The sequence below is a fragment of the Corynebacterium sp. HMSC068G04 genome, assembly GCF_001814885.1.
Taxonomy (GTDB): Bacteria; Actinomycetota; Actinomycetes; order Mycobacteriales; family Mycobacteriaceae; genus Corynebacterium; species Corynebacterium hiratae.
The window spans coordinates 1-23,063 of the sequence record NZ_KV818294.1 but is presented as its reverse complement, the minus strand read 5'-3'; the positions used below and the strand labels follow the sequence as shown (position 1 = coordinate 23,063).

The 23,063-nt window shown below is 62.2% G+C and carries 23 protein-coding genes, 1 tRNA gene and 1 pseudogene; 19 read left to right on the top strand and 6 right to left on the bottom strand.

The window, feature by feature from the left end:
• The first annotated feature begins 93 nt into the window (after positions 1–93).
• A complete protein-coding gene (serB, locus tag HMPREF2993_RS01870; RefSeq protein ID WP_070700733.1) occupies positions 94–1,287 on the top strand; it encodes a phosphoserine phosphatase SerB in 1,194 nt (397 codons plus the stop codon).
• Positions 1,280–2,004: pseudogene (locus HMPREF2993_RS01865) on the top strand (peptidyl-tRNA hydrolase). The gene serB and the pseudogene HMPREF2993_RS01865 overlap by 8 nt, the downstream one beginning before the upstream one ends.
• On the opposite strand, the gene HMPREF2993_RS01860 reads toward HMPREF2993_RS01865, so the two are convergent.
• Genes HMPREF2993_RS01860 through HMPREF2993_RS01850 form a run of 3 tightly spaced genes read right to left on the bottom strand, consistent with a single transcriptional unit; the run spans position 2,001 to position 5,971 of the window.
• A complete protein-coding gene (locus HMPREF2993_RS01860) occupies positions 2,001–3,962 on the bottom strand; it encodes an ATP-dependent DNA helicase (RefSeq protein ID WP_070700730.1) in 1,962 nt (653 codons plus the stop codon). The pseudogene HMPREF2993_RS01865 and the gene HMPREF2993_RS01860 sit on opposite strands and share 4 nt — an antisense overlap.
• 36 nt (positions 3,963–3,998) lie before the next feature.
• Positions 3,999–5,351 carry a nicotinate phosphoribosyltransferase gene (locus tag HMPREF2993_RS01855; RefSeq protein ID WP_080975094.1) on the bottom strand — a complete coding sequence of 451 codons (1,353 nt, stop codon included), beginning with the start codon at positions 5,349–5,351 and terminating at the stop codon, positions 3,999–4,001.
• Between the two features lie 41 nt (positions 5,352–5,392).
• Complete coding sequence (locus HMPREF2993_RS01850) at positions 5,393–5,971, bottom strand: spore germination YkwD domain-containing protein (protein WP_049155731.1); 579 nt, start codon at positions 5,969–5,971, stop codon at positions 5,393–5,395.
• A gap of 88 nt (positions 5,972–6,059) precedes the next feature.
• On the opposite strand from HMPREF2993_RS01850, the gene clpS reads away from it, so the two are divergent.
• The 8 genes from clpS (at position 6,060) to rdgB (ending at position 11,604) form a co-directional block, all read left to right on the top strand.
• Entirely contained in the window at positions 6,060–6,395 is a 336-nt protein-coding gene (gene clpS, locus HMPREF2993_RS01845) for an ATP-dependent Clp protease adapter ClpS (RefSeq protein ID WP_049155733.1), read from the top strand.
• 3 nt (positions 6,396–6,398) lie between these two features.
• Complete coding sequence (locus tag HMPREF2993_RS01840) at positions 6,399–6,935, top strand: DUF2017 domain-containing protein (protein ID WP_046647374.1); 537 nt, start codon at positions 6,399–6,401, stop codon at positions 6,933–6,935.
• A gap of 22 nt (positions 6,936–6,957) precedes the next feature.
• A complete protein-coding gene (locus HMPREF2993_RS01835; RefSeq protein ID WP_049155735.1) occupies positions 6,958–7,902 on the top strand; it encodes a P1 family peptidase in 945 nt (314 codons plus the stop codon).
• A gap of 13 nt (positions 7,903–7,915) precedes the next feature.
• Positions 7,916–8,638 (top strand): rhomboid family intramembrane serine protease, encoded by a 723-nt coding sequence (locus HMPREF2993_RS01830; RefSeq protein WP_232751589.1) that lies wholly within the window; start codon positions 7,916–7,918, stop codon positions 8,636–8,638.
• Positions 8,638–9,414, top strand: a complete 777-nt coding sequence (gene murI, locus HMPREF2993_RS01825) for a glutamate racemase (protein ID WP_046647371.1) — start codon at positions 8,638–8,640, stop codon at positions 9,412–9,414. Before HMPREF2993_RS01830 ends, murI begins: the two co-directional genes overlap by 1 nt.
• 67 nt (positions 9,415–9,481) lie before the next feature.
• Complete coding sequence (locus HMPREF2993_RS01820; protein ID WP_070680956.1) at positions 9,482–10,249, top strand: MBL fold metallo-hydrolase; 768 nt, start codon at positions 9,482–9,484, stop codon at positions 10,247–10,249.
• Positions 10,250–10,270: 21 nt separating this feature from the next.
• The gene (gene rph, locus HMPREF2993_RS01815) at positions 10,271–10,999 is read left to right on the top strand and encodes a ribonuclease PH (RefSeq protein ID WP_070516105.1); all 729 of its coding nucleotides are present in this window, start codon (positions 10,271–10,273) and stop codon (positions 10,997–10,999) included.
• Positions 10,993–11,604, top strand: a complete 612-nt coding sequence (rdgB, locus tag HMPREF2993_RS01810; protein WP_070700728.1) for an RdgB/HAM1 family non-canonical purine NTP pyrophosphatase — start codon at positions 10,993–10,995, stop codon at positions 11,602–11,604. The genes rph and rdgB overlap by 7 nt, the downstream gene beginning before the upstream one ends.
• A gap of 365 nt (positions 11,605–11,969) precedes the next feature.
• Here the strand turns inward: rdgB and HMPREF2993_RS01805 are convergent.
• Positions 11,970–12,051 (bottom strand) — tRNA-Leu (locus tag HMPREF2993_RS01805).
• 143 nt (positions 12,052–12,194) lie between these two features.
• On the opposite strand from HMPREF2993_RS01805, the gene HMPREF2993_RS01800 reads away from it, so the two are divergent.
• Together HMPREF2993_RS01800 and HMPREF2993_RS01795 are read left to right on the top strand one after the other, a co-directional pair.
• On the top strand, positions 12,195–12,593 hold the full coding sequence (locus HMPREF2993_RS01800) for an SURF1 family protein (RefSeq protein WP_070700725.1): 399 nt from the start codon (positions 12,195–12,197) through the stop codon (positions 12,591–12,593).
• Positions 12,590–12,946, top strand: coding sequence for a DUF3817 domain-containing protein (locus HMPREF2993_RS01795; RefSeq protein ID WP_046647365.1), 357 nt, complete (start codon positions 12,590–12,592; stop codon positions 12,944–12,946). The genes HMPREF2993_RS01800 and HMPREF2993_RS01795 overlap by 4 nt, the downstream gene beginning before the upstream one ends.
• Here the strand turns inward: HMPREF2993_RS01795 and HMPREF2993_RS01790 are convergent.
• The gene (locus tag HMPREF2993_RS01790) at positions 12,943–13,713 is read right to left on the bottom strand and encodes a DeoR/GlpR family DNA-binding transcription regulator (RefSeq protein WP_070700753.1); all 771 of its coding nucleotides are present in this window, start codon (positions 13,711–13,713) and stop codon (positions 12,943–12,945) included. The two genes, HMPREF2993_RS01795 and HMPREF2993_RS01790, sit on opposite strands and share 4 nt — an antisense overlap.
• Positions 13,714–13,856: 143 nt before the next feature.
• Here HMPREF2993_RS01790 and HMPREF2993_RS01785 point away from each other — a divergent pair, with 143 nt between their 5' ends.
• Together HMPREF2993_RS01785 and HMPREF2993_RS01780 are read left to right on the top strand one after the other, a co-directional pair.
• Entirely contained in the window at positions 13,857–14,159 is a 303-nt protein-coding gene (locus HMPREF2993_RS01785; RefSeq protein ID WP_230308861.1) for a hypothetical protein, read from the top strand.
• Positions 14,160–14,242: 83 nt separating this feature from the next.
• Positions 14,243–14,848, top strand: coding sequence for a hypothetical protein (locus HMPREF2993_RS01780; RefSeq protein WP_070700722.1), 606 nt, complete (start codon positions 14,243–14,245; stop codon positions 14,846–14,848).
• A gap of 79 nt (positions 14,849–14,927) precedes the next feature.
• On the opposite strand, the gene HMPREF2993_RS01775 is transcribed toward HMPREF2993_RS01780, so the two are convergent.
• The gene (locus HMPREF2993_RS01775; RefSeq protein ID WP_070700719.1) at positions 14,928–16,850 is read right to left on the bottom strand and encodes a solute carrier family 23 protein; all 1,923 of its coding nucleotides are present in this window, start codon (positions 16,848–16,850) and stop codon (positions 14,928–14,930) included.
• Positions 16,851–17,204: 354 nt separating this feature from the next.
• On the opposite strand from HMPREF2993_RS01775, the gene pflB reads away from it, so the two are divergent.
• The 5 genes from pflB (at position 17,205) to HMPREF2993_RS01750 (ending at position 23,032) form a co-directional block, all read left to right on the top strand.
• Complete coding sequence (gene pflB, locus HMPREF2993_RS01770) at positions 17,205–19,316, top strand: formate C-acetyltransferase (protein ID WP_083318677.1); 2,112 nt, start codon at positions 17,205–17,207, stop codon at positions 19,314–19,316.
• A gap of 35 nt (positions 19,317–19,351) precedes the next feature.
• A complete protein-coding gene (gene grcA2, locus HMPREF2993_RS01765) occupies positions 19,352–19,603 on the top strand; it encodes an autonomous glycyl radical cofactor GrcA2 (RefSeq protein ID WP_070509749.1) in 252 nt (83 codons plus the stop codon).
• A complete protein-coding gene (pflA, locus tag HMPREF2993_RS01760; RefSeq protein ID WP_070700714.1) occupies positions 19,604–20,473 on the top strand; it encodes a pyruvate formate-lyase-activating protein in 870 nt (289 codons plus the stop codon).
• A gap of 4 nt (positions 20,474–20,477) precedes the next feature.
• Positions 20,478–21,728: an alpha/beta fold hydrolase gene (locus tag HMPREF2993_RS01755; RefSeq protein ID WP_046647359.1), complete on the top strand. Its 1,251-nt coding sequence runs from the start codon at positions 20,478–20,480 to the stop codon at positions 21,726–21,728.
• 104 nt (positions 21,729–21,832) lie between these two features.
• On the top strand, positions 21,833–23,032 hold the full coding sequence (locus tag HMPREF2993_RS01750) for an SPFH domain-containing protein (protein WP_070700711.1): 1,200 nt from the start codon (positions 21,833–21,835) through the stop codon (positions 23,030–23,032).
• The last annotated feature ends 31 nt before the right edge of the window (positions 23,033–23,063 follow it).

Sequence of the window (23,063 nt, the reverse complement as noted above, 5' to 3'; positions counted from 1 at the left end):
GCTGAGTACTCCTGAAAACGCCGCCACCCCATCACAGCGATGGGGTGGCGGCGTTTGCCGTTGGTGGAGATTCCAGGATCGCGGTGTGCGATAATGAGGCCCGTGGATAATCAAAGTGAACAAGTTTTCGCCGTTGTCACCGCCTCAGGTCCCGACAAACCAGGCGTGTCTGCCGCCTTCTTCCGCGTTCTTAGCTCCCATAACGTCGAGCTTGTCGACGCCGAACAGGCCATCTTCTCCGGCCGCATCTCCCTCTCCGCGTACATCCGTGTCAGCGCCTCGCGTCTGGAGGCCATGGAGCAGGGGCTGCGCAACACGTTGAGCATCTATGCGCAGTCCATCACCGTGGAGCCCCGGGAGGAGGAAGCCACCTCCCGCCCGCGCTCGACACACGTCGTCGTGGTGCTGGGCCGTCAAGTCAACGCAAGCCACATGTCGGCGATTGCCAAAGAGTTGGCCAACCTCGATGTCAACATCGACCGCATCCGCGGCCTGTCCACGTACCCGCTCAACGGCCTGGAGCTCTACATCACGATCGATGGCTCCTCTGACCCTGTTCGCGCCATGTTGGCCCGCTTGGCCACGGAGCAGGGCGTGGACATCGCCATCGAGCGCTCCGGCCTGCAACGCCGCTCGAAGCGCCTCATTTGCTTTGACTGCGACTCCACTCTCATTACCGGCGAGGTCATCGAGATGCTGGCCGCTCACGCTGGCAAGGAGGCAGAGGTTGCCGCCGTCACGGAGCGCGCAATGCGCGGTGAGCTGGACTTCGAAGAGTCTCTTCGCGAGCGCGTCGCCACCTTGGCAGGTCTGCCCGAGTCCGTCATCAAGGAAACCGCCGCCGATATCCGCCTCACGCCCGGCGTGCGCACCACCATCCGCACGCTCAAGCGCATGGGCTACCGGGTTGCGGTGGTGTCGGGAGGATTCATCCAGGTCCTCGAGGATCTAGCTAAGGAGCTCGACCTTGACTACGTGCGCGCCAACACCCTGGAAATCGAGGACGGCAAGCTCACCGGCCGGGTCATCGGGGACGTGGTGGACCGCAAGGCCAAGGAGATGTTCCTGCGAGAGTTCGCTGCGGATTCGGGCCTGAGCATGCGGCAGACCGTTGCCGTGGGCGATGGTGCCAACGATATCGACATGATTTCCGCTGCAGGCCTGGGCATTGCCTTCAACGCCAAGCCCGCCCTGCGCGAGGTGGCAGATACCTCTGTTAACCACCCCTACATGGACGAAATCCTGCAGATTCTCGGCATCCCCATGGAGGAAGTCGCCAGTGAATAACCTCCGCGAGGCCCATCGGCGCCTCGTGGATGCGTGCAGTGAGCGCAACTGGCGCGATGATTCCGAGGATCCCGACAAGCCCGAGACCATCCAGGCGATGCAGATAGCGCTCAACCTGCCCAAGCAAGACCCGCCCACGCGCACGGAGGTGCTGGAGGCAGCGGCGCGGGGTGTGGTTAAGCTCTGCCTCGACGATCGGGCCGGCCAGGATGGGGCCTTCGCCGAGGCCTTGGGGCAGTGGTACGGCCACCGCATCCGCAAGGTGGCCCGCCGCGCGCGCAACAAGGCGTGGCGCGATGTCCAGGCCCTCCCGGGCGTCACCGTGGAGGACCGCGCGCGGGTGTTCGTTCCTTCGGCGGTACAGGATGTGCACCCGCTCGTCGCCAAGCTGCAGATCGGCCATACTGATCTCCCGCAGGATGACCCGGGCCCGCGCGTGCCGATGCCCCCGTGATCTATATCGACGCCTCCCTCACTATGAGTGCCGGAAAGGCCGCCGCGCAGGTGGGGCACGGCTCGATGCTGCTGGCCGCGGCGATGAGCGTTGAGCAAGTGGAAACCTGGGCGGCGCAGGATTTCGCGCTGTCCGTGCGCGAGATTGCCCCAGCTGATTTTGCCGAGGCGTGCACGCGCCCCGATGCGGTGGTGGTGCATGACGCAGGTTTCACCGAGGTCGCCCCGGACTCAGCCACGGTCTGCGCGCTGCCTCGCCCCTAGCGGGCTTCGACTAGGCGCTTGAGTGCCCCGCGCACGACCTCTGGGTCGCTCGTCGGCCACATCTGCGGCATGGAGGCTCGCAGGTAGGAGCCGTAACGCTTGGTCTCTAGACGGTTATCGAGCACGGCGACGACTCCGCGGTCCGCAGTGGAGCGCAGCAGGCGGCCCGCGCCTTGGGCCATGAGCAGCGCCGCGTGTGTCGCGGAAACCTCCATGAATCCATTGCGCCCTGCCGCCTTTGCAGCCTCGGTTCGGGCTTGCATGAGTGGGTTATCCGGGCGGGGGAAGGGGATGCGATCGATGAGGACCAGGGAACAGGAGGGGCCGGGCACATCGACGCCCTGCCAGAGCGTGAGCGTGCCGAAGAGGCAGGAGTTTTCGTTCTTCGTGAACTTGTCCACGAGCGCACCGATGGAATCTTCGCCCTGGAGGTAGATGTCGAAGGGGATAGTGGGCTTGAGTTCTTCGGCTGCCTGCTGCGCGGCCCGCCGTGAGGAGAAGAGCCCGAGCGTGCGCCCGCCCGCGGCCATGATGAGCTCGCGGATCTCTTGGAGGGTTTGGGGGCTCAGCCCATCGCGGCCCGGCTGCGGCAGGTGTGCTGCGGTGTAGAGGATGCCGCTGCGCGCGGGGTCAAAGGGATAGCCCACGTCGAGGCTGTCCCACGTGCCTTTCGGCAGGCCCCACTGCGCGGCCATGGCGTCGAAGCGCCCGCCTAGGGCCAGAGTGGCGGAGGTCAGCACGACGGTCTGCTCGCCGAAAAGCTTTTCGTGCAGCATGCCGGCGATAGAGAGCGGGGCGACGGCCAGGGTGTCGTTCAGCGTGCGCTCATCGCGCTCCAGCCACACCACGTCGGCGTGTGCTGCGGGGTCACCGGTGGCGAAGACATCGAGGATGCGGGCGATGGCCTCGACGAGGCTGGCGAGGTGGTTGGCCAGGTTCTGGCGCTCGGCGAACTTTTCCGGGTCTTGGGCCTGTTCGCCCTCGGGGGTGCGGGCAATGGTCTCGCGGCAATCGGCCAGGGTATCCGCTAGGCCCATGAGTTGCTGCTTGGCCTCCTCTGGAAGGTCGGTCCAGCGGCCCGGTGCGAACCCTGCGAGCAGTTGGCTCAGTTCGTTGGCTTGCTCGCTCAGCCGCTGGTCTTTACCGTTGGCGCCGAGGGACTTGGCGCGGCTGGCCGCCATCTTGAGCGCGCGCCCGGTGATCTCGGCGGTAGAAACCGAGGTGATGCGGCCGTCCAGCTCGTGGGCCTCGTCGATGATAACGACGTCGTGTTCGGGCAGGATATTGATATCCGCCACCGCGTCGATGGCGAGCAGGGCGTGGTTGGTGACGACGATATCGACGTCGGCCGCGCGGCGTCGTGCTAGCTCCGCGAAGCAGTCTTCGCCGTGCGGGCAGCGCGTGGCACCGAGGCACTCGTTCGAGGTGACGGATACCTGCCGCCACGCTAAGTCTGGCACGCCCGGTTCCAAGTCCTCGCGGTCACCAGTCTCGGTGTCGTCCGCCCACTCGTAGACGCGCTGGACGTGGCGGCCGAGGTGGGAAACAGCGTCTTCGTCGAGCAAGGCGTCCTCGTCCTCAAGCTCAGCGGCGCGGGAGACTTTGTTGAGGCAGACGTAGTTGGAGCGGCCCTTCATGATGGCGAAGGTCGGCTTCTTTTCTAGGTGCGGCTCGAGGGCCTCGGCCAGACGTGGAAGGTCCCGCTCCACCAGTTGGCGTTGGAGCGCCAGCGTGGCGGTGGAGACGATGACGGTGTGACCGGTTTCCTGTGCGTGGCGGAAGGCAGGCACAAGGTAGGCCAAGGACTTACCTGTGCCTGTTCCTGCCTGCACGGCGAGGTGGCGCTCTTTCTCCAACGCAGTGGTCACGGCCGTCGCCATGCGCACCTGGCCGGGGCGCCGCGAGCCGCCGAGGGCGGAGACTGCGGCGTCAAGGAGGTCAACCGTTGTGTCCTGCATTGGTGCCAGTGTAGTCGGTCTTCTCCCGCGTACTTCCTAAGCGTCGAAGCCGATAAAGCGCGTGGGAACCGCGGGTTCATCGCGGGTGAGTGCGAGGCCCTCCCACGGCAGGGTGGTGATGGCCTGGGCCAGGTACTCGCGGGATTCCTCGAGGGTAGGCAGATTGTCGAGGATCTCGCCGTCGCGCATCAGCGGCACCGTCATCTCGCGGGTGCGCAGCGTCCCGGTCTCTGGGTTCTCGGAGGAGAAGGGGAGCACGAGCTCCTCGACGGCCACCCCGGAGGAGCGGTAGGTGCGCAGGGCGCGCTTTGACCCGCCCTGCGACTTCTTCGAGGAGGAACGCTTGGCCACTGGATGGCCATCGACCTCGACGACCTTGTAGACCATGCCAGCAGTCGGGGCACCCGAGCCGGTGACCACCGAGGTGCCCACGCCATAGACGTCGACGGGATCGCCGCGCAGACCGGCGATGGCGAACTCATCCAGGTCGGAGGAGACCACGATCTTGGTGTTGTGGTTGCCCAAATCATCGAGCTGCTTGCGCACACGGCGGGTGACCGCGGCCAAATCGCCGGAATCGATCCGCACGCCGCCCAGCTCGGGTCCGGCCACCTTGACGGCGGTTTCCACGCCCTTGGTGATGTCATAGGTATCCACCAACAGGGTTGTATCCACGCCGAGAGTTTCGATCTGCCCGCGGAAGGCGGCCTCCTCGTTCGGGGTGCCGTCCTCGTTGACGTGTGCCAGCGTCCACGCGTGCGCCGCGGTGCCGGAGACCGGAATGTCATAGCGGTAGCCGGCCTCCAAGTTGGAGGTGGCCTGGAAGCCTGCCAGATAGGCGGCGCGGGCAGCAGTCACCGCAGCGTATTCGTGCGTGCGGCGCGAGCCCATCTCAATGATGGGACGGCCGTCCGCGGCAACCACCATACGGGAGGCCGCGGAGGCCACTGCGGAATCGGAATTCATGATGGAGAGGATCACGGTTTCCAGGATGAGACACTCACCGAAGGTGCCGCGCACGGTCAGCAGTGGCGAGTTGGGGAAGTACAGCTCGCCTTCCCGGTAGCCATCGATCTGCCCGGAGAAACGGTAATTGGCCAGGTACTCCTGTGTTGGAGCATCCAGGAAGTCCATCTCCGCCAGTTGCTGGGCGGTGAAACGGAAGTCCCGGACAGCGCGGAGAACGCGCTCGGTGCCGGCAACAACGCCGTAGCGCCGTTCGTTGGGAAGGCGGCGGGCAAAAACTTCGCAGGCTACCTGGCGGTGCGCAGAGCCATCGCGCAGCGCCGCTTGCAGCATGGTCAGCTCGTACTTATCGGTAAGAAGGGCCGTGGAACGATCTGCAGGGTCGTTTCCGGCATCCCGGACGTTATCTGAGGTAGTAGTCACATCGAAGATGCTACTCAGGGCGTCCTAAAAAATCAGCTGTTCTATTCCTCAAGCTGAATGACGACGTACACCTCGCCGTCGTTATAAGCCACGCCAACGGCCGCGGTGGTCATCCGGCGATCCCGCAGGGCGGCCACGTGGTCGGGGGAGGCCCGGAAGGCCTCGACGAATTCATATGCGCTGGCCTTGTCCACGGGCAGGTGGTGCTGAACCATCTGCACATTTTCTTCCGATGGCTCCTGCGTCTTGGTCACCGCGTTGCACTCTGCCTTTTCGCGGGCTGCGGTTTGGCGGTCGATCCAGGGCACCAGTGGGGCTTGGCCGTCTTCCTTACGCCAGGTGTTGAGCGCACCTATCAGCTCCTCTTGGATGGTGTTGAGCTGACGTTGGACGGAAACGTCGGGAAGCTCGTAGTCGCACGCCTCCGACATTGGGGGTTCCGCATCCGTCGAGCTGCCGTCGTTCGACGGGTTGGTCAGGCTCAATACGGCAGCCACGAGCGTGCCGCCGAGAACGAGCACGGTCAGCACTCGTTGCAGGAGGAGGACGACATCCTCCTTCGCCGGTTGGCGTCCCGTGAGAATGTCAACAACGGCTGGGGGAAGGGAGAAAGAATTCATTGATGCCACCTGGAAACGATAATCAGGTTAAGGGTCGCTGACAGTATAACTGCTCGCGACGCGGAGAATTTTAGCTAGTGTAGAGGGCATGAAAGCGCACAACGAAACGTCCGCGGGCGTGGTGATGAGTTCACCCATGGCCACCCCGGAGCTGGATGAGGCGATTGACGTCGACGTCGCCACGAGCGAAAACCTGCCGTGGATGTGCATTGTCTGGGATGATCCAGTCAACCTGATGAGCTACGTCTCCTACGTGTTCCAGACCGTTTTAGGTTATGACAAGAAGCGAGCCAACGAGCTGATGATGCAGGTCCATACCGAAGGTAAGGCAGCCGTGTCCTCGGGTGAACGCGACAAAGTCGAAGCCGACGTGAAGAAGCTGCAGGTCGCGGGCCTCTGGGCCACAATGCAGCAGGCAGGGTAGGTTATGCAGGCTTGGAAGAAGAAAAAGTCCTTCATGCGCGGCGCCAAGTACACGGCTGTTTTCGAGCCGATGGAGCGCGAAGTCTTGGGTGACCTCACCGCGACGGTGTCTGAGGCCATCATCGCTCGCGCGCAGTCGGCGCCGAAGGATGAGCTGGCGGACATGCTCGACATGCCCACCGGCCACACCGAAGCCCCCGAAGACCCGTCGCTGGCCCGCCTCTTTCCGGACTTCAAGAAGCCGGGGGATGAGGAATTCGATGGAGACAATTCCCTCATGCGCTCGCTCCATGAGAACGACATTGCGCGCGCCAAGCTGGAGAACCTACAGGTCATTAACACCGCGCTGGGGCCGACTGGCGGGGTAGAGGTAGCTATTAGTGAGGAAGAGGCGCATGCTTTCCTCGCGGGGCTTAACGATCTGCGCCTCTATATCGCCGCCGGGGACGTGCCGGAGGATACCCCTGGGGCGGACCGCGATACGCTCGTGGAATGGCTGGCATTCTGCCAGGATTCGCTGCTCGACGTTCTCATGGACTAGCACCGTGCGCACACTTCCCGACATGGGCTTTTCCGTCGGCCACGTCACACGTGAGGATACCGGCGTCACCGTCATTTACTGCGGCGAGCAGGGGGCCGTGGCCGGCGTCGACGTGCGGGGCGGCGGCCCAGGCACGCGCGAGACGGATCTTTTAGAGCCACACAACACGGTCGAGCGCGTTCATGCGTTTCTTCTGGCAGGCGGCTCGGCCTTTGGGCTGGCCGCTGCGGATGGTGTCATGCGGGGGCTGGAGGAAGCAGGGATTGGGTTCCCCGTCTTTGGGGAGGAGATCCCCGGCCCGCGCGTTCCTATCGTGCCGGGCGCGGTCATCTTCGACCTGCTCGCCGGGCCGCAGCGTCCCTCGGCAGCAGATGGCGAGGCGGCTCTACGCGCCGCGTTGGCAGGACACGACGCCACGAGTGGCAGCGTGGGTGCGGGCACTGGGGCCTGTGCCGGCAAGGTGCGGGGCGGGGTGGGCACCGCGCTTGTCGACGTCTCCTCGTTCTCCGTCGCCGCCGTCGTCGTGGCGAACCCGGTGGGGCAGGTGATTGATGCTGAGACTGGGCGCTTGTTTGGCGCGCCGGGTGTACCAGCCGTCGACATTGAGCGGTTTGCCGCAGCCCGCAGCCTGGCCGAGTCATTCGCGGAATCCTCGCGGCTTAATACCACCATTGGTGCGGTGTTGACCGATGCGCCTTTAAGCAAGGCCCAGACCAAGCGCCTTGCTCTCGCGGGCCACGATGGCATCGCTCGCGCTGTGCGCCCAGCGCATTCCCCGCTGGATGGGGATACGCTGTTTGCTGCCTCCTCGGGAGTCCGCTCAGCGGAGCGGGGCATCGGCCCGGCGGAGTTGGCGTCGTTAAGCGCAGCTGCTGCCGATGCCGTGGAGGCAGCCATCGTTGACGCCGTGGTGAGTGCAAGCCCAGGGCTGGGTTTGGAGGCGTATTCCTCGCTGCGGGCTTGCTAGAGTTGGAGGCATTATGACGACGAGTGGACCCTTTGGCCAGCAGCATTCGCATGAGCCTAACCCCTTCCAACCCCGCCCCGCTGCCGCGGGACAGGGACAGCAGCCCCTCCTTAATACAGGCGATTCGAAGAACTACACGCGGGCCGGCCGCCTCAAAACAGCCGCGTCTCTCACGGTGGGATTCCTCGCCGTCGAGTGGATCATCCACATCATTAACTTCCTGTTCTTTGGAAGCGAGCTGGGGCAGTACGGCATTCATCCGCTGGACTTCAACGGCATCTGGGGGATTTTCACCGCGCCGCTGCTCCACGCGAACTTCGAGCACCTCATCGGAAACTCGTTGCCTGGTGCGATCTTTTGTTTCCTGATCGGCTTGTCGGGCCGCAAGGCATGGTGGGAGGTCACCATCATCGTGGTGCTCATCGCCGGCGTGGGCACGTGGCTGCTGGGCGGGCCGGGGACCTCGCATATCGGTGCTTCGGGCATGGTCTATGGCTGGCTGGCCTATCTCATCGTGCGCGGCATCTTTAACCGCTCGCTGGGGCAGTTCCTGATTGGTGTTGGTCTAGGGTTCGCCTACTCCGGCCTCATTTGGGGCGTGCTGCCGATCTACGAGGGAGTCAGCTGGCAGGGCCACCTCTTCGGCGCCATCGGTGGCATCGTCGCGGGCATGGTGATCACCTCCGATGACCCGATTAAGAAGGTCAAGCCCGCGCCTCGGGGAGCGATGCGTTAATGCCTGACGCGACCTCTCCGATCGGGATTTTTGATTCGGGCGTGGGCGGCCTGACCGTCGCTCGCACGATCATCGAGCAGCTTCCCGACGAATCCATCATCTACATCGGCGATACCGCCCATACCCCCTACGGCCCGCGGCCCATCGCCGAGGTGAGGGAGCTCTCCACCGCCATCGCCGACGAGTTGGTGGAGCGCGGCTGCAAGATGCTGGTGATCGCCTGCAACACCGCCACGGCCGCCTTCCTGCACGATGCCCGCGAGCGCTATGCCATTCCGGTCGTGGAGGTTATCCGCCCGGCCGTGCGCCGCGCCATCGCCACCACCCGCAACGGCAAGATTGGCGTGATTGGTACGGAGGGAACCATTAATTCCGGGGCCTACCAGGATTTGTTCGCCGTCAACCCGAATGTTGAGTGCACGGCCGTGGCCTGCCCGGACTTCGTGAACTTTGTCGAGCGCGGCATTACCGCTGGGCGCCAGATCCTGGGTGTGGCCGAGGGCTACCTCGCGCCGCTGCAGTCGGCGGGCGTCGACACGCTCGTTCTTGGCTGCACGCACTACCCGCTGCTGACGGGCGTCATCCAGCTCGCTATCGGGGATAACGTCACCTTGGTGTCCTCGGCGGAGGAGACTGCGAAGGATGTGTTGCGCATCCTCACCAACACGGACATGCTGGCCCCGGCGGGGCAGGCACCCACACGTAGTTTCGAGTGCACTGGCGACCACGCCGCCTTCGAGCGTTTTGCCGCGCGCTTCCTGGGGCCCAAGATTTAGAGCGGGTGAGGATGTACAATCGACCCAAATCCCGCATCCCCCATTGTTTCGTGGAACTATTGAACGCATGAAGCTGACCATCCTAGGCTGTTCCGGCTCGGTGCCCACTGTGGGTAATCCGGCCTCTGGCTATCTCTTGTCTTTCCCCTCTGCTCCGTCCATCATCATGGATTTGGGCCCGGGTACGCTTGCACGCCTGCAGGAACTCCAGGATCCGTGCGATGCACACGTGGCGTTAACTCATCTCCATGCCGATCACTGCCTGGACTTTCCGTCTTTGATGGTGTGGCGCCGCTTCCACCCCACAGAACCCGCAGCCTCCCGCAATTTCTGCCTCGGGCCGTCGACGACTGAGACCCACCTGGGCCGGCTGTCCTCGGATACTCCGGACGGGGTGGATGATATGAGCGATACGTTTGCGTTCAGCCCGTGGGTGGATCGGGAACGCCAGCTTGTCGACGATGTCTATATCACCCCCTTCCGCACAGTTCACCCAGTAGAGACATATGCCTTGCGGGTGGAGCACACCAAGACCAGCGCCACCCTGTGCTATTCCGCGGATTCGGCCTATACGCCCGCACTCGTTGAAGCTGCCCAGGGCGTGGATGTTTTCCTCTGTGAGGCCGCATGGGGCGAGACCTCGGAGGACAAGGCCCCGGACATGCACATGTCGGGGGCAGAAGCCGGGCGTCTGGCGCGCGAAGCAGGGGTAAAGAAGCTGGTGCTCATTCACCTACAGCCGTGGGGCGATGTCGCCGCAACATATGCCGCCGCTGCCCGCGAGTTCGACGGTGAGATTGTCGTCGGTGCTGCTGGGATGGAGCTCGACTTTTAGCACGCGCGGTAGGGTAGGGGCATGACTGATTTCACTCGTGCCGATGGTCGCGCGCTCGACCAACTCCGTAGCGTTCGTATTACCCGCAACTTCACCACCAACCCGGCCGGGTCGGTGCTGGTGGAGTTCGGCAACACCCGTGTCATGTGTACGGCTTCCGTGGAATTCGGGGTGCCGCGCTTTAAGAAGGACTCCGGCGAAGGCTGGCTGACTGCTGAGTACGCGATGTTGCCTGCGGCCACCCACGACCGCATGCCGCGCGAGTCGATGAAGGGCAAGGTCAAGGGCCGTACCCACGAGATTTCCCGCCTGGTGGGCCGCAGCCTGCGCGCCGCCGTGGACCTGTCCGAGCTGGGGGAGAACACCATCCAGCTGGATTGCGATGTGCTGCAGGCAGATGGCGGTACCCGCACGGCGTCGATTACCGGCGCGTATGTGGCGCTGGCTGATGCGATTGCTTACCTCAAGGAGGAGGGTGTCGTCCCGGGCGAGCCGCTGCTGGATCCGATCGCTGCTGTCTCCGTTGGCATCATCGATGGTCACGTGTGCCTCGACCTGCCCTATGAGGAGGACTCTCGCGCGGAGGTTGATCTCAACGTGGTGATGCAGGAGGGCGGAGACTTCGTCGAGATTCAGGGTACCGGTGAGCACGGCCTGTTCGGCCGCGCGGAGCTCAACGACATGTTGGACGTGGCCCAAGCCGGCTGCACCCAGCTTATCGACGCTCAAAAGGCGGCCCTCGGATGGTAAAGCTCCTCGTCGCTTCGAATAATGCCAAGAAGCTCAAGGAGCTGGAGAAGATTCTCGCTGATGCCGGCATCGCAGGCATCGAGCTGCTCCCGCTGTCCGCTGTGGAGGCCTATCCGGAGCCGATGGAGGATGGCCGCACGTTTGCTGATAACGCACTGATCAAGGCGCGCGCCGGGGTGGAGCACACCGGTTTGGCGACGATCGCGGATGATTCCGGCCTCGCGGTGGAAGAACTCAACGGCATGCCAGGTGTGCTCTCTGCTCGGTGGTCGGGCGGCCACGGAGACGATGAAGCCAATAACCGGCTGCTGCTGGGGCAGATGTCCCACGTGCCCGCCGAGCGCCGCGCGGCTGCCTTCGTGTCGGTCTGCGCGCTGGTGACCCCGGATGGGCAGGAACACGTGGTGGAGGGCCGCTGGCCAGGCTCCTTGCTCACCTCCCCACAGGGCGAGAATGGCTTTGGCTACGATCCGCTCTTCCAGCCCGAAGGTGAATCCCGCTCTGCTGCGGAGATGTCCCCGGAGGAGAAGAACGCGGTTTCGCACCGTGGCCGCGCGCTGGCGCAGTTGCGCGAACCCTTAGCGGCGCTTGCCGGCCAAGCCTAAGCCTCCGCCCGCCATCACCACGAGTCCCAGCATCCGCCGAGCAATATCCGCAAGCCTCGGCGTCCGCTAGCTTGGCAGGTTGATGGGGGACCAAACTAAAAGGACCGCCTGCGCACATTCTGCGAAGACCACCTGGGGAAATGCAGAAGCTACCTCGCAGATGGTCCTGTGGCTTTGGTCTCTCCGCACATGGTTCTACTCATATGGTTCGCCTGCCCCCAAACGAACCTTCTGTAGTGCTTTAGGTGGCTTCTTTGCCCCCCAAAAGAACCCGATGAGGGGAACCGCCTGAAGAGAACCATGTGGGCTCGCCGAGCGCTGTGGCGACAAGACCCCACACGGAAACCGTGCGGGGTCAGACTATGTGCGCCCGGTGAGACTTGAACTCACACGTCATAAGACACTAGAACCTAAATCTAGCGCGTCTGCCAATTCCGCCACGGGCGCTGGTTTCGTTGCTGCGGAGCACTCTTTGCTCTGCGCAACGGTCACTAGCCTACAGGGCGGCAGGCCATAGACGGAAATCCACTTTTCTGGGCGTGGTGGGTAGGCTGTTCAGAGTGAGCACCAACCCAGCACCGAAAAAGCGGATGAAGGTTCGATGGTGGCACATCGTCCTCATCGTGCTCTTCGTCGTGCTCTTTTTGTTCCTTGCTTACTGGCAATGGACGCGGTTCCGCTCCGGTTCGGGAACCTTCCAGAACTTGGGATACGCCTTCCAATGGCCGCTGTTCGCGATATTTGTTGTTTACGCTTACCGCACCGCCATGCGCTACGAGAATGAGCGAATCGATGCCGAGAACGAAGCTCTCGAGCGGGGAGAAGAGCCAGCCCAATATGAGGCAGAGGACGTGCGCGCGGCCAAGGAGCACACCGAGACTAAAATCGACGAAGATTTCCTACCGCCCCGTCCGCAGATTGATGTGGAAACCTTCAACGCTATGAACAAGCAGCGCCGCCGTCGCGGCACCGAAGAGGAGAATTTATGAGCAACCCAGTGAACAACGCTGTCCATCCTGACCGTCAGGCGCGTATCCGTGGCCCGCTGAAGTTCTTTTCCATTGCCGCCACGATTACCGGTATTTTCCTTCTCATTCTTGTCGCACGCATGATCCTGCAATACGGCGTGGGGATGGAGATGCCATCGTGGGCTACGCTCATCGCCCAAGCGCACGGCGTGGCCTACATGGTCTACCTCGTATCCATCCTGGTCCTCGGTCCGCGTGCAATGTGGCCGGTAGGCAAGCTCTTTACCACGGCGCTCGCCGGTGTTGTTCCGTTCCTTTCCTTCTGGATGGAGCACAAGCGCCGCACTGAAGTTGTTGAGCAGTTCCAGCTTTAAGAGTCTTCTACCGGCACCATCGTGAGGTTGGCGCCAAAATCGACCACGTCCTGGGCTATGTCCGGGGATAGGTCAGTTGTTGTGATGACCGTGTCGACCTGGTCAAAGGTGGCCACTCGGTGGGCCGACATGCGGGTGAACTTCTCTGGTGTGGTGACAACGATGACACGTCGGGCCGCTTTAAAGTAGGCCCGTTTGATGGTGGCCTCGGTAAGGTTCGGGGACATAAGGCCCACCGACGGAGTGCACGCGCAGACACCCACGATTGCTAAGTCGAAGCGCATGGACATGACTGTGTCAACCGCTTCTGCCCCGTACACCGCAAGATCGTCGCTATTGACGGTTCCGCCTGGAATTAGGACGTCGCTGCCCGGCGTCTTGGCTAATGCTGCGCCCGCGTACAGAGACATTGCTAGTGCTGTGATGTCCATGCCGGCGAGGTTGCGGGCAACGGCTGTCGGCGTGGTCCCTGAGTCAATGAGCACGCAGGAGCCTGGTTCAACAAGACGGGCAGCCTCCACAGCGATCGCACGTTTGCCGGCGGGATCTTCTTTCCGGCGAACCTCTAGGGGATAGCGGGCACCCCGTCGCACAGCGGGGCGAGCGCCGCCATGAAAGCGCGTGAGGGCCCCAGCTTCTTCCAGCTCAGTGAGATCTCGGCGGATGGTAATCGCGGAGGCCCCAGTGAGTTCTTGTAATTGGCTGACCGTTTTGCTCCCCGAGTCAACCGCCCAGATGATTCTGCGCTGGCGTTCTTCCTTGTCCATGGCCCTGATCATATAGAACTGAAACGACCATATACAGTGAACGTTTCAATCTTTATTCTGTGGCTAGGCAAGGTAAAAGCCCTTGTCACAAGGCTTCAGGACAGGTGATTGAAATGCGTATGACAGTAACTCTCGGGCTTTTAATGAGCGAGCGTTTGGCTGCGGATGTGGCACGCTACGCACCACACGGAGTGCGTGTTCGGTGGATCAGTACGGAAGAGGAAGCACGCGCGTGCGATGGTGTGGTTCTCGACGCCACAGAATTCGATGGCGTCCTCCCCGGCCACGTGGTGCTGGTGCTAGGCGACGTCAACGGGGTTGCCGAAGAACGGCTTCGGCGTTCTGGGGCGGTGGTTATGCACCGCCACTTGCGCACGGAGCTTGACACCTTGTTGATGGCCTTTGGCGCCTTCGTGGATCAGCAGGCCCTCATCAGAGCAAGGTAAAAGCATTGTGTGTGGGGCTGGGTTCAGATCGAAGGGCTAGTCTAGAAGGCATCTTTTTCTGAATCACACAAAGGACGGGCTTTATGTCTCCTCGCAAACTAAGCACCACCCTCATCGCCCTCGTGGTGCTGTTGTCGCTGGCCTGCGCTGCGCTTGGTGTCTACGCCGTGCGCCAGCCGCACGAGGTTTATACCGCGCCGGTGCAGTCAACCAACACGCAGGTCGTTAAGGCTGTCCAGCGCGAAGAGCAGGTGGTCTTGCTCAGCCTGGGTATCCAGGGGCTGGCGGAGAAATCTTCCGTGGGTCAGGTCTTAGGCGTGAAGGTTCCGTGGACTAGCCGAACACAATTTGTGCAGTATTCCTATAAAGCCAAGCTTGGTATCGAAGGCAAGGACGTTCGCGTCACTGAGACCGGAGAGCATGCCTACACGGTCCATATCCCGGACTTCATCTTCATTGGGCATTCCGATGAGGAGTTCAAGACTGCCGTGGAAAACAACGGCGTACTCAGCTGGACCACCCAGCCGATCGACGCCGCATCTACAGTGTCGGATGTCCTCAGCGCCGATAAGAAGCGCAAGGACATCGACGACAACCGCGAGCTCCTGCAGGACCAAGCTCGCAATTTCTATGAGGGCATCATCCGTGGCGTTGACCCCGAGGCCCAGGTCACCATGGAGTTCAGCTAGTCCTCACGTCGAGTGACCTTTTGCGTGGAATGATCCTTTTTCTACGTCGAGTGTCCCCCGTACGTGGAATGAACTATGTTCATTCCACCTCCGTGAACTTGCGGTCCCAGTAAGCTCGCACCGGGTTAGCGTCCGCAAGGAGGATATCGAAGCGGTCATTGGCAATCTCGATGATTTCGCTCAAGACCACGCGCTGCTCCAGCTCATCCGAGTTGGACAAGCGGCGCACGCCCGCATCGATCACGCGATCGGCCGAGTCATTGGTGTCCAGGTATGCCACGAACGGCATGTCGAAGCGCTCGCGATAGGCCTGTGAGACGTCGATAAGCTGCTGCGTTTGAACATCGTCGAGGTCATCCAGGGCCAGGGAACCGCGGTCGGCGGAGATGGTGGCGGCCGTGGAGGCGTCGGCAAGCAGCAGCTCATCCATCGCCGGGTAGTCGTGGATCAGTGCACGGCGCTGGTCGCTCGGAGCGGTGAGTACCGTGACCTGGATTGCCTCACGCAGCTGGCTGACGTCCTGGAAGGGGCGCAGTTCCCAGGCGGCTTCGAGCGGCCAGGTTTCGTTGTTGAAGAGCGGGCGCAGAGCGCTGACGAAGCTCTCGCGGTCCATCTCGTTGAGCTCCTTGAGCGAGACGCCGGCGCCGTCGAGGCGGCTGACATCATCGCCGGACTGCGAGCCGACGTGGAAGAAGAGCAAGTTGAGCAGAATCGCGGTGATAGCGCCGATGGACATTCCGGAGGAGACGAAGATCTGCGCCCACTCCGGGAACGCGGTGGCCACGTCCGGCTTGAAGGTGACGAGCATGGCCAGCCCCAGCGCGGTGGTAACGATGGCGGCGTTGCGTCCGTCGGCGATGTCTTCCTTCGCAATGGTCTGCAGGCCGGCCCAGGCAACGTTGGCGAACAGAGCGAGGGAGGCGCCGCCGAGCACCGGGGAGGGGATAGCCGCCACAACAGCTGCGGCCTTAGGTAGCAGGCCCAGAATGATCATGAAGCCCGCTGCGGACACGGCTACCCAGCGGGATTTCACACCAGTCAGGCGAACCAGGCCGACGTTCTGCGCGAAGCAGGTGTAGGGGAAGGAGTTCATCACGCCACCAAGGGTGGTGGAGAGACCATCGGCGCGAATGGCGCGCACTACGTCATCGCGCTTGATGCGCTTCTTCACAATCTCACCGGTAGCGAAGACATCGCCGGTGGTTTCCACCATGGTGATGATCATGACGATGATGAGGGAAAGAATCGCCATGATGTCGAACTTCGGCATACCGAAGTAGAAAGGTGTTGTCATACCGATGGCATCGGCTTCACGCACGCCGTCAAAGGACGTATCGCCCAGTGCGAAGGCCACGGAAGTACCGATGACCAAACCAAGCAGCACAGACAGAGTACCCAGGAAGCCGCGGAAGAAACGCTGCACGATGATAATGATGGTGAGCGTGCCGAAGCCATAGAGCAGATCGCGTGCGGCCGGGACCCCGTCAGCGTAATTAACGAAGTCATTGGCAGAAACCGCCAGCAGCGACGTACCCATGACCAGAAGTACGGTGCCGGTGACAATCGGCGGGAAGTATTTGAGCACGCGTCCAAAGACCGGCGCAGCGAAAAAGGTAAAGATACCGGCAGCAATAATTGCGCCATAAATCGTGGGCAGCGGCTGGTCACCAGCGCTCATGCCGATGGCAATGATGGGGCTCACCGCCGTGGTGGTTACGCCCTGGATGATGGGCAGACGGACGCCAATGTGCTTGCCGACGCCCACCGCCTGGATCAACGTGGCCAGACCACAGGTCAACAGGTCAGCGTTGATGAGGTGGATCGTGGTGGCCTCATCCAGCCCGAGCGAACCCGCGATAAGCAGCGGGACGATGACCGCGCCCGCGTAGAAAGCGAGAACGTGCTGAAGTCCGAGCGCTGCCAGCTTGGGCGCTGGCGGGACAACATCAACGGGATGGGTTGGGGTGGTGGCAGGGCTAGCGGTAGCGGCGGTGTCAGACACGCAAAGAGCTCCTTGCTGAAGGGCGAGACGAGGATACTGCGCATAACAATAGAGCGCGGCGCGGACAGGCACCAAGAACTCGCCTGGAAGGTGTGGGAAAGGCCACGTCAGGGGGTGATTTACCCCCGCATCCAACCGTACGGTCGTTACCTATGAGAGAGCTGACCAGTGTGGTGCTAAAACCAGCCCGTTCGGTGGCATGGGGCCCGCATTTGCCGATGTGAGGTTATGCGGTTGTACCCCTACTATGGGCTACAGAGAGGGGTTCGGTGACGATACGTGTTGACCGAATGGCCCGTGAGCCGAAGTCACCCACAGCCCTTCTGCGACTAAGTGTTACGCGTCGTGCGAACTATGAAGGGAGTCAAAATAGTGACCACCGCAACGGAACAGTCTGTGCAGTTCGAGGCATGGAAGGGCTTTGAGCCCGGCCCGTGGACTGAAAACATTGACGTTCGTGATTTTATCCAGCGCAACTACACCCCTTATGACGGGGACTCCTCCTTCCTCGCTGGGCCCACCGAGAAGACGCAGCGCGTGTGGGATCATTTGGAGAAGAATTACCTGTCCGTCGAGCGCCAGAAGCGCATCTTCGACGTGGACACCCACACCCCGAGCGATATCGATGCTTTCCCGGCCGGCTACATCTGTGAGGATGACAACGTCATCGTGGGTCTGCAGACGGATTCTCCGCTGAAGCGCGCCATGATGCCCAACGGTGGCTGGCGCATGGTCAAGCAGGCCATTAAGGAAGCCGGTAAGGAAACCGATCCGGAGATCGAGAAGATCTTCACGCGCTACCGCAAGACCCACAACGATGCAGTCTTCGATATCTACACCCCGCGCATCCGCGCAGCGCGTTCCTCTCACATCATCACCGGCCTGCCGGATGCTTATGGCCGCGGCCGCATCATCGGTGACTACCGCCGCGTGGCTCTCTATGGCGTGGACTTCCTCATTGCTGAGAAGGAAGCATCCAAGCATGCGGTGGGGGACCTCGGCTTCTCCGAGCACTGGGCACGCTACCGCGAGGAGCACGCCGAGCAGATCAAGGCTCTGAAGAAGCTCAAGGTCATGGCTGAGTCCTATGGCTTCGATATCTCGAAGCCCGCGAAGACCGCCCACGAGGCAGTGCAGTGGACCTACTTTGGCTACCTGGCCTCCATTAAGTCCCAGGACGGCGCCGCCATGTCCATCGGCCGCCTCTCCGCATTCTTCGACTGCTACTTCGAGCGCGACCTGAACGCGGGCATCATCACCGAGGAAGACGCCCAAGAAATCATCGACCAGCTGGTGCTCAAGCTGCGCATCGTCCGTTTCCTGCGCACCGAGGACTATGACCAGATCTTCTCCGGTGACCCGTACTGGGCAACCTGGTCCGATGCCGGCTTTGGCGACGATGGCCGCCACATGGTGACCAAGACTTCCTTCCGTCTGCTGCAGACACTGATCAACCTGGGCCCGTCCCCGGAGCCAAACATCACCATCTTCTGGGATCCGCAGCTGCCGGCGGGCTACAAGGAATTCTGCGCCCACATCTCGATTGAGACCTCCTCGATCCAGTACGAGTCCGATAAGCAGATTCGTGAGCAGTGGGGCGACGACGCCGCAATTGCGTGCTGCGTGTCCCCGATGGCCGTCGGCAAGCAAATGCAGTTCTTCGGTGCCCGCGTCAACGCTGCGAAGGCCCTGCTCTATGCCATCAACGGCGGCCGCGACGAGGTCAGCGGCAAGCAGGTGGTTGACGGTTACGAGCCCATCAAGGGCGATGGACCGCTCGACTTCGATGAGGTCTGGCAGAAGTACGAGGAGATGCTGGATTGGGTTGTGGGCACCTACGTTGAGGCCCTCAACATCATCCACTACTGCCACGACAAGTACGCCTACGAGTCGATCGAGATGGCGCTGCACGATTCCGATATCGTGCGCTCCATGGGCTGCGGTATCGCCGGTCTGTCCATCGTGGCTGACTCGCTGTCCGCCATCAAGTACGCCAAGGTCTACCCGGTGCGCGATGAGACCGGTCTTATCGTGGACTACAAGACGGAAGGTGACTTCCCCTTCTACGGCAACGATGACGACCGCGCCGATGACATCGCCGCCACCATCGTTCACACCGTGATGGAGAAGATTAAGGCCATCCCGATGTACCGCAACGCTATCCCGACCCAGTCGGTGCTGACCATTACCTCCAACGTTGTCTACGGCAAGGCCACCGGTTCCTTCCCATCCGGCCACGAGGCGGGCACCCCGTTCGCGCCGGGCGCAAACCCGGAGAACGGCGCGGATAGCCACGGCATGGTTGCCTCCATGCTGTCGGTAGGCAAGCTGGACTACAAGGATGCACTCGACGGCATCTCGCTGACCAACACCATCACCCCGTCCGGATTGGGCCGCACCCAGGAGGAGCGCATCACCAACCTGGTGGGCGTCCTCGACGCCGGCTTCATCATGGATTCCGAATAGACCACCTCCACACTACTTCCCAAGGAGAAAACATCATGGCAACCAAAACTTTCGACGAGCGCCTCGCTTCCATGAAGGCCAACCGCACCGCCAACAACATGAACTCGGGCCTCTACCACGCCAACATCAACGTCCTGGACAAGTCCACCCTGGAGGACGCCGTTGAGCACCCGGAGAAGTACCCGAACCTCACGGTCCGCGTTTCCGGCTACGCGGTCAACTTTGTGAAGCTCACCCGCGAGCAGCAGCTGGACGTCATCTCCCGTACCTTCCACCAGGGCTCCTAAATGGCAGATGGCATTACCGGCGTCGTGCGCCTTACCCCAGAAGAAGGGGAGAAGGTGCGCGGCGCCGCCGCCGGTTTAGGAACGGACAACGACCTCGACGGTTACACCCGCCCAGAGTTGATGCAGGCTCGCCGCTCTGGTGATGTCGCGCTCGTGCACTCCTGGGAGCTGGTGACGGCCGTGGATGGGCCTGGAACCCGCATGACCATGTTCATGTCGGGTTGCCCGTTGCGCTGCCAGTATTGCCACAATCCCGACACCATGGAGATGAAGGTCGGCACCTTGGAGCGCATCGAGGATGTGGTCAAGCGCATCAAGCGCTATAAGCCCGTCTTCAAGGCTTCCGGTGGTGGGCTGACCATTTCGGGTGGTGAGCCGCTCTTCCAGATCGCCTTCGCGCGGCGCCTGCTCAAGGAAGTTCACGATGCAGGCATCCACACCACGATCGACACCTCGGGTTACCTCGGCGCGCGCCTGCGCGATGAGGACCTGGACAATATCGACTTGGTGCTCTTGGACGTCAAGTCCGGTGACGAGGAGACCTATAAGAAGGTCACCCGCCGCGAGCTGCAGCCGACGATTGACTTTGGGGATCGCCTCAATGCCATCGGCAAGCCGGTCTGGATTCGCTTCGTGGTGGTGCCGGGGCTTACCGACGCCCCGGAGAACGTCGCCAACGTGGCCAAAATTGTCTCCCGCTGGAAGAGCAATATCGAGCGCATCGAGGTGCTGCCCTTCCACAACATGGGCGCGGACAAGTGGCACGAGCTGGGCTACCCGTACACCCTGGAGGATACAAAGCCGCCGAAGCCGGAAGACGTGGAGGAGATCCGCGAGGTGTTCCGCAAGGAAGGTTTCGTGGTCTACTAGAAGCATGAAACGCTTCGGCCACACCATCAAGGAACACACCATCACCGTCCCCTGGGACTATGACAATCCCGCCGCGGGGGAGTTCGAGCTCTACGCCCGGGAAATCATCCCGCCCGGCGGTGAGAATTATCCGGCGCTGCTCTATAACCAGGGCGGGCCGGGCTTCCCGGCGCCGCGGCCGACGGGTGCTTCCGGACTCATCGGGAAGGGCTTGGAGCGCTACCGCTGGATCCTCATGGACCAGCGCGGCACCGGGCGCAGCCACCGCATTGACGAGCTCAGCCCGGCTGAGGATCGCAGCGCTGCGCGTCTGGCGCAGCTGCGGCAAGAAAATATCGTGCGCGATGCCGAGCGCCTGCGCGAGCACCTCGGCGAGGAATCCTGGGATCTCTTCGGCCAATCCTTCGGCGGCTTCATCATCACCGCCTATGTCTCGATGTTCCCTGATTCCATTGGGCGTGCCTTCCTCACTGGTGGACTGCCCACCCTGACCAAGGGCGCTGATGATCTCTACCGTACGACTTTTGCCAAGCTCAAGGTGCGCCACGAACGCTTCTATGCCCAGTTCCCGTGGGCACAAGCGCGCATCGAGGAAATCCTCCACCACCTAGACAACTCGGAGGAGCTGCTGCCGACAGGGGAGCGCCTGTCGTCGCGCCGCTTCCGCACCATCGGAATTGAGCTGGGCCGCGGCACTGGCTTCGATTCTTTGGGCTACCTGCTGGAGGAGCCTTTCCGGACGGTGAACGGCGAAAAGCGCTTGCGTTCGGACTTCCTCAACGACGTGGGGCAGCGCGTGAGCTTCCAGGCTGGCCCGCTGTATGCGGCCATCCATGAATCTATCTACGGCGGCGTCGGCGGCCAGGCCGTCACCGGCTGGGCTGCTCACCGCGTGCGCGAGGAATTCCCCGAGTTTGCCGAGGACGGTACCTATCTCACTGGTGAGCACATCTTCCCCTGGCAATTCGATGAGGATCCGGCGCTGCGCCCCTTCAAGCAGGCCGCCGAGGAGCTCGCCGCCCACGAGTGGGCAAGCTCTCCGTATGACGCCGCTGCGCTTGCCGACGCCCCCGTGACCGCCTCCGCCGCCATCTACCTCGACGATATCTTCGTGCCCTTCGAGGATTCCCTGGCTACAGGGGAGACCTACCGCGACCTGCGCCCAGTGGTGACCAACCGCTTCCAGCACAACGGGATTAGTGAGGACGGCGCGGGGATTTTGGGTGAGCTCTTCCGAGCGGCTGACGAGCATTAAAGGCTCCGAGTGAGCTCGGGGAGTGATCTCCTTCGGGATGTGGTGGTGGTCACCGTGTGGCACACTGGTTAGGAAAATTTAAATCGAGCAGAAAGGATAAGCCTATGGCCGGTCTCATCGTCATTGGCGTGATTCTCCTACTTATTATTGCCACCGCCTTCGACGGTTTCTTCATCGTCCGGACGAAGGAAGCCGCCATCATTGAGCGCATGGGTAAGTTCGTGACCGTGGCTCACGCAGGCTTGCACTTCAAGCTGCCCTACGTCGACCGCGTGCGCGCCAAGATCAGCCTGCAGATTCGTCAGCTCGATGTCATGGTAGAAACCAAGACCAAGGACAACGTCTTCGTCCAGATCCCGGTTGCCGTGCAGTACGAAGTAGTCCAGGGCAGCGAGCGTCAGGCTTTCTACACTCTGTCCAACCACGAGCAGCAGATCGTGGCCTACGTCCAGGACAACGTCCGTTCTTCCGTGGCAAACATGAACCTGGACGATTCTTTCTCTTCCAAGGACACTATTGCCCGCAACGTGGCGATGTCCCTGCGCGATAACATGGCCGCCTACGGCTGGAACTTCGTTAATACCCTGGTCACCGATATTCGTCCGGATGCCCGCGTGCGTGAGTCCATGAACTCCATTAACGCGGCGCAGCGTGAGCGCGAGGCAGCCGTGGCTCAGGCGGAGGCCGAGAAGATCCGCGTGGTCAAGGAAGCCGAGGGTGCGGCCGAGGCTAAGAAGCTGCAGGGTCGCGGTGTGGCTGACCAACGTAAGGAGATCGTCGAAGGTATTGCCCAGCAGTATGAGCTGCTGCGTGCTGCCGGCGTGCAGGAGAACCCCGAGACCCTCATGCTGGTCTCCCAGTACCTCGACGCCATGGTGGATGTGGCCGACCGCGCCCACACCAACGTGCTGTACATGCCGTCTAACCCGGGCGGCATGCAGGATCTCTTCGGCGGTATGCGCGATACGTTGCTGTCCACCAACGCTATTAACGAAGCTCCGAAGCCGAAGGTGCCGGCCGGCGAAGCAAAGCACAGCCGCGAGAACGCCGCTGCTGAGCGTCGCCGCCGTGAGGAGCAGGAGCGCCGCGAGCGCGATGAGCGTGCCCGCCGCGATGCTGAGCTGATGGAGCAGGCGCAGCGCGCACAGCAACAGGCTCAGGAAAAGGTGCAGAACGCACAGCAGGGCCAGGGCTTTGGTCAGTTCTCGGGCTTCCCGGCCCCGCCCCAGGGCAACAACCAGCCGCAGAGCGCGCGCGATTACTTTGACCAGTTGCGCAACCAGCTCAACAAGGGCAATAACTAATTAACTAAGCGCAGCACCAAAGGAGGGCCTT

Bases quoted from the DNA above. Each gene is read 5' to 3' on its own strand.
- serB (WP_070700733.1), top strand. From the start codon at position 94: ATGAGGCCCGTGGATAATCAAAGTGAACAAGTTTTCGCCGTTGTCACC.
- HMPREF2993_RS01860 (WP_070700730.1), bottom strand. From the start codon at position 3,962: ATGCAGGACACAACGGTTGACCTCCTTGACGCCGCAGTCTCCGCCCTC.
- HMPREF2993_RS01850 (WP_049155731.1), bottom strand. From the start codon at position 5,971: ATGAATTCTTTCTCCCTTCCCCCAGCCGTTGTTGACATTCTCACGGGA.
- clpS (WP_049155733.1), top strand. From the start codon at position 6,060: ATGAAAGCGCACAACGAAACGTCCGCGGGCGTGGTGATGAGTTCACCC.
- HMPREF2993_RS01840 (WP_046647374.1), top strand. From the start codon at position 6,399: ATGCAGGCTTGGAAGAAGAAAAAGTCCTTCATGCGCGGCGCCAAGTAC.
- HMPREF2993_RS01835 (WP_049155735.1), top strand. From the start codon at position 6,958: ATGGGCTTTTCCGTCGGCCACGTCACACGTGAGGATACCGGCGTCACC.
- HMPREF2993_RS01830 (WP_232751589.1), top strand. From the start codon at position 7,916: ATGACGACGAGTGGACCCTTTGGCCAGCAGCATTCGCATGAGCCTAAC.
- murI (WP_046647371.1), top strand. From the start codon at position 8,638: ATGCCTGACGCGACCTCTCCGATCGGGATTTTTGATTCGGGCGTGGGC.
- HMPREF2993_RS01820 (WP_070680956.1), top strand. From the start codon at position 9,482: ATGAAGCTGACCATCCTAGGCTGTTCCGGCTCGGTGCCCACTGTGGGT.
- rph (WP_070516105.1), top strand. From the start codon at position 10,271: ATGACTGATTTCACTCGTGCCGATGGTCGCGCGCTCGACCAACTCCGT.
- rdgB (WP_070700728.1), top strand. From the start codon at position 10,993: ATGGTAAAGCTCCTCGTCGCTTCGAATAATGCCAAGAAGCTCAAGGAG.
- HMPREF2993_RS01800 (WP_070700725.1), top strand. From the start codon at position 12,195: ATGAAGGTTCGATGGTGGCACATCGTCCTCATCGTGCTCTTCGTCGTG.
- HMPREF2993_RS01795 (WP_046647365.1), top strand. From the start codon at position 12,590: ATGAGCAACCCAGTGAACAACGCTGTCCATCCTGACCGTCAGGCGCGT.
- HMPREF2993_RS01790 (WP_070700753.1), bottom strand. From the start codon at position 13,713: ATGGACAAGGAAGAACGCCAGCGCAGAATCATCTGGGCGGTTGACTCG.
- HMPREF2993_RS01785 (WP_230308861.1), top strand. From the start codon at position 13,857: ATGAGCGAGCGTTTGGCTGCGGATGTGGCACGCTACGCACCACACGGA.
- HMPREF2993_RS01780 (WP_070700722.1), top strand. From the start codon at position 14,243: ATGTCTCCTCGCAAACTAAGCACCACCCTCATCGCCCTCGTGGTGCTG.
- pflB (WP_083318677.1), top strand. From the start codon at position 17,205: ATGAAGGGAGTCAAAATAGTGACCACCGCAACGGAACAGTCTGTGCAG.
- grcA2 (WP_070509749.1), top strand. From the start codon at position 19,352: ATGGCAACCAAAACTTTCGACGAGCGCCTCGCTTCCATGAAGGCCAAC.
- pflA (WP_070700714.1), top strand. From the start codon at position 19,604: ATGGCAGATGGCATTACCGGCGTCGTGCGCCTTACCCCAGAAGAAGGG.
- HMPREF2993_RS01755 (WP_046647359.1), top strand. From the start codon at position 20,478: ATGAAACGCTTCGGCCACACCATCAAGGAACACACCATCACCGTCCCC.
- HMPREF2993_RS01750 (WP_070700711.1), top strand. From the start codon at position 21,833: ATGGCCGGTCTCATCGTCATTGGCGTGATTCTCCTACTTATTATTGCC.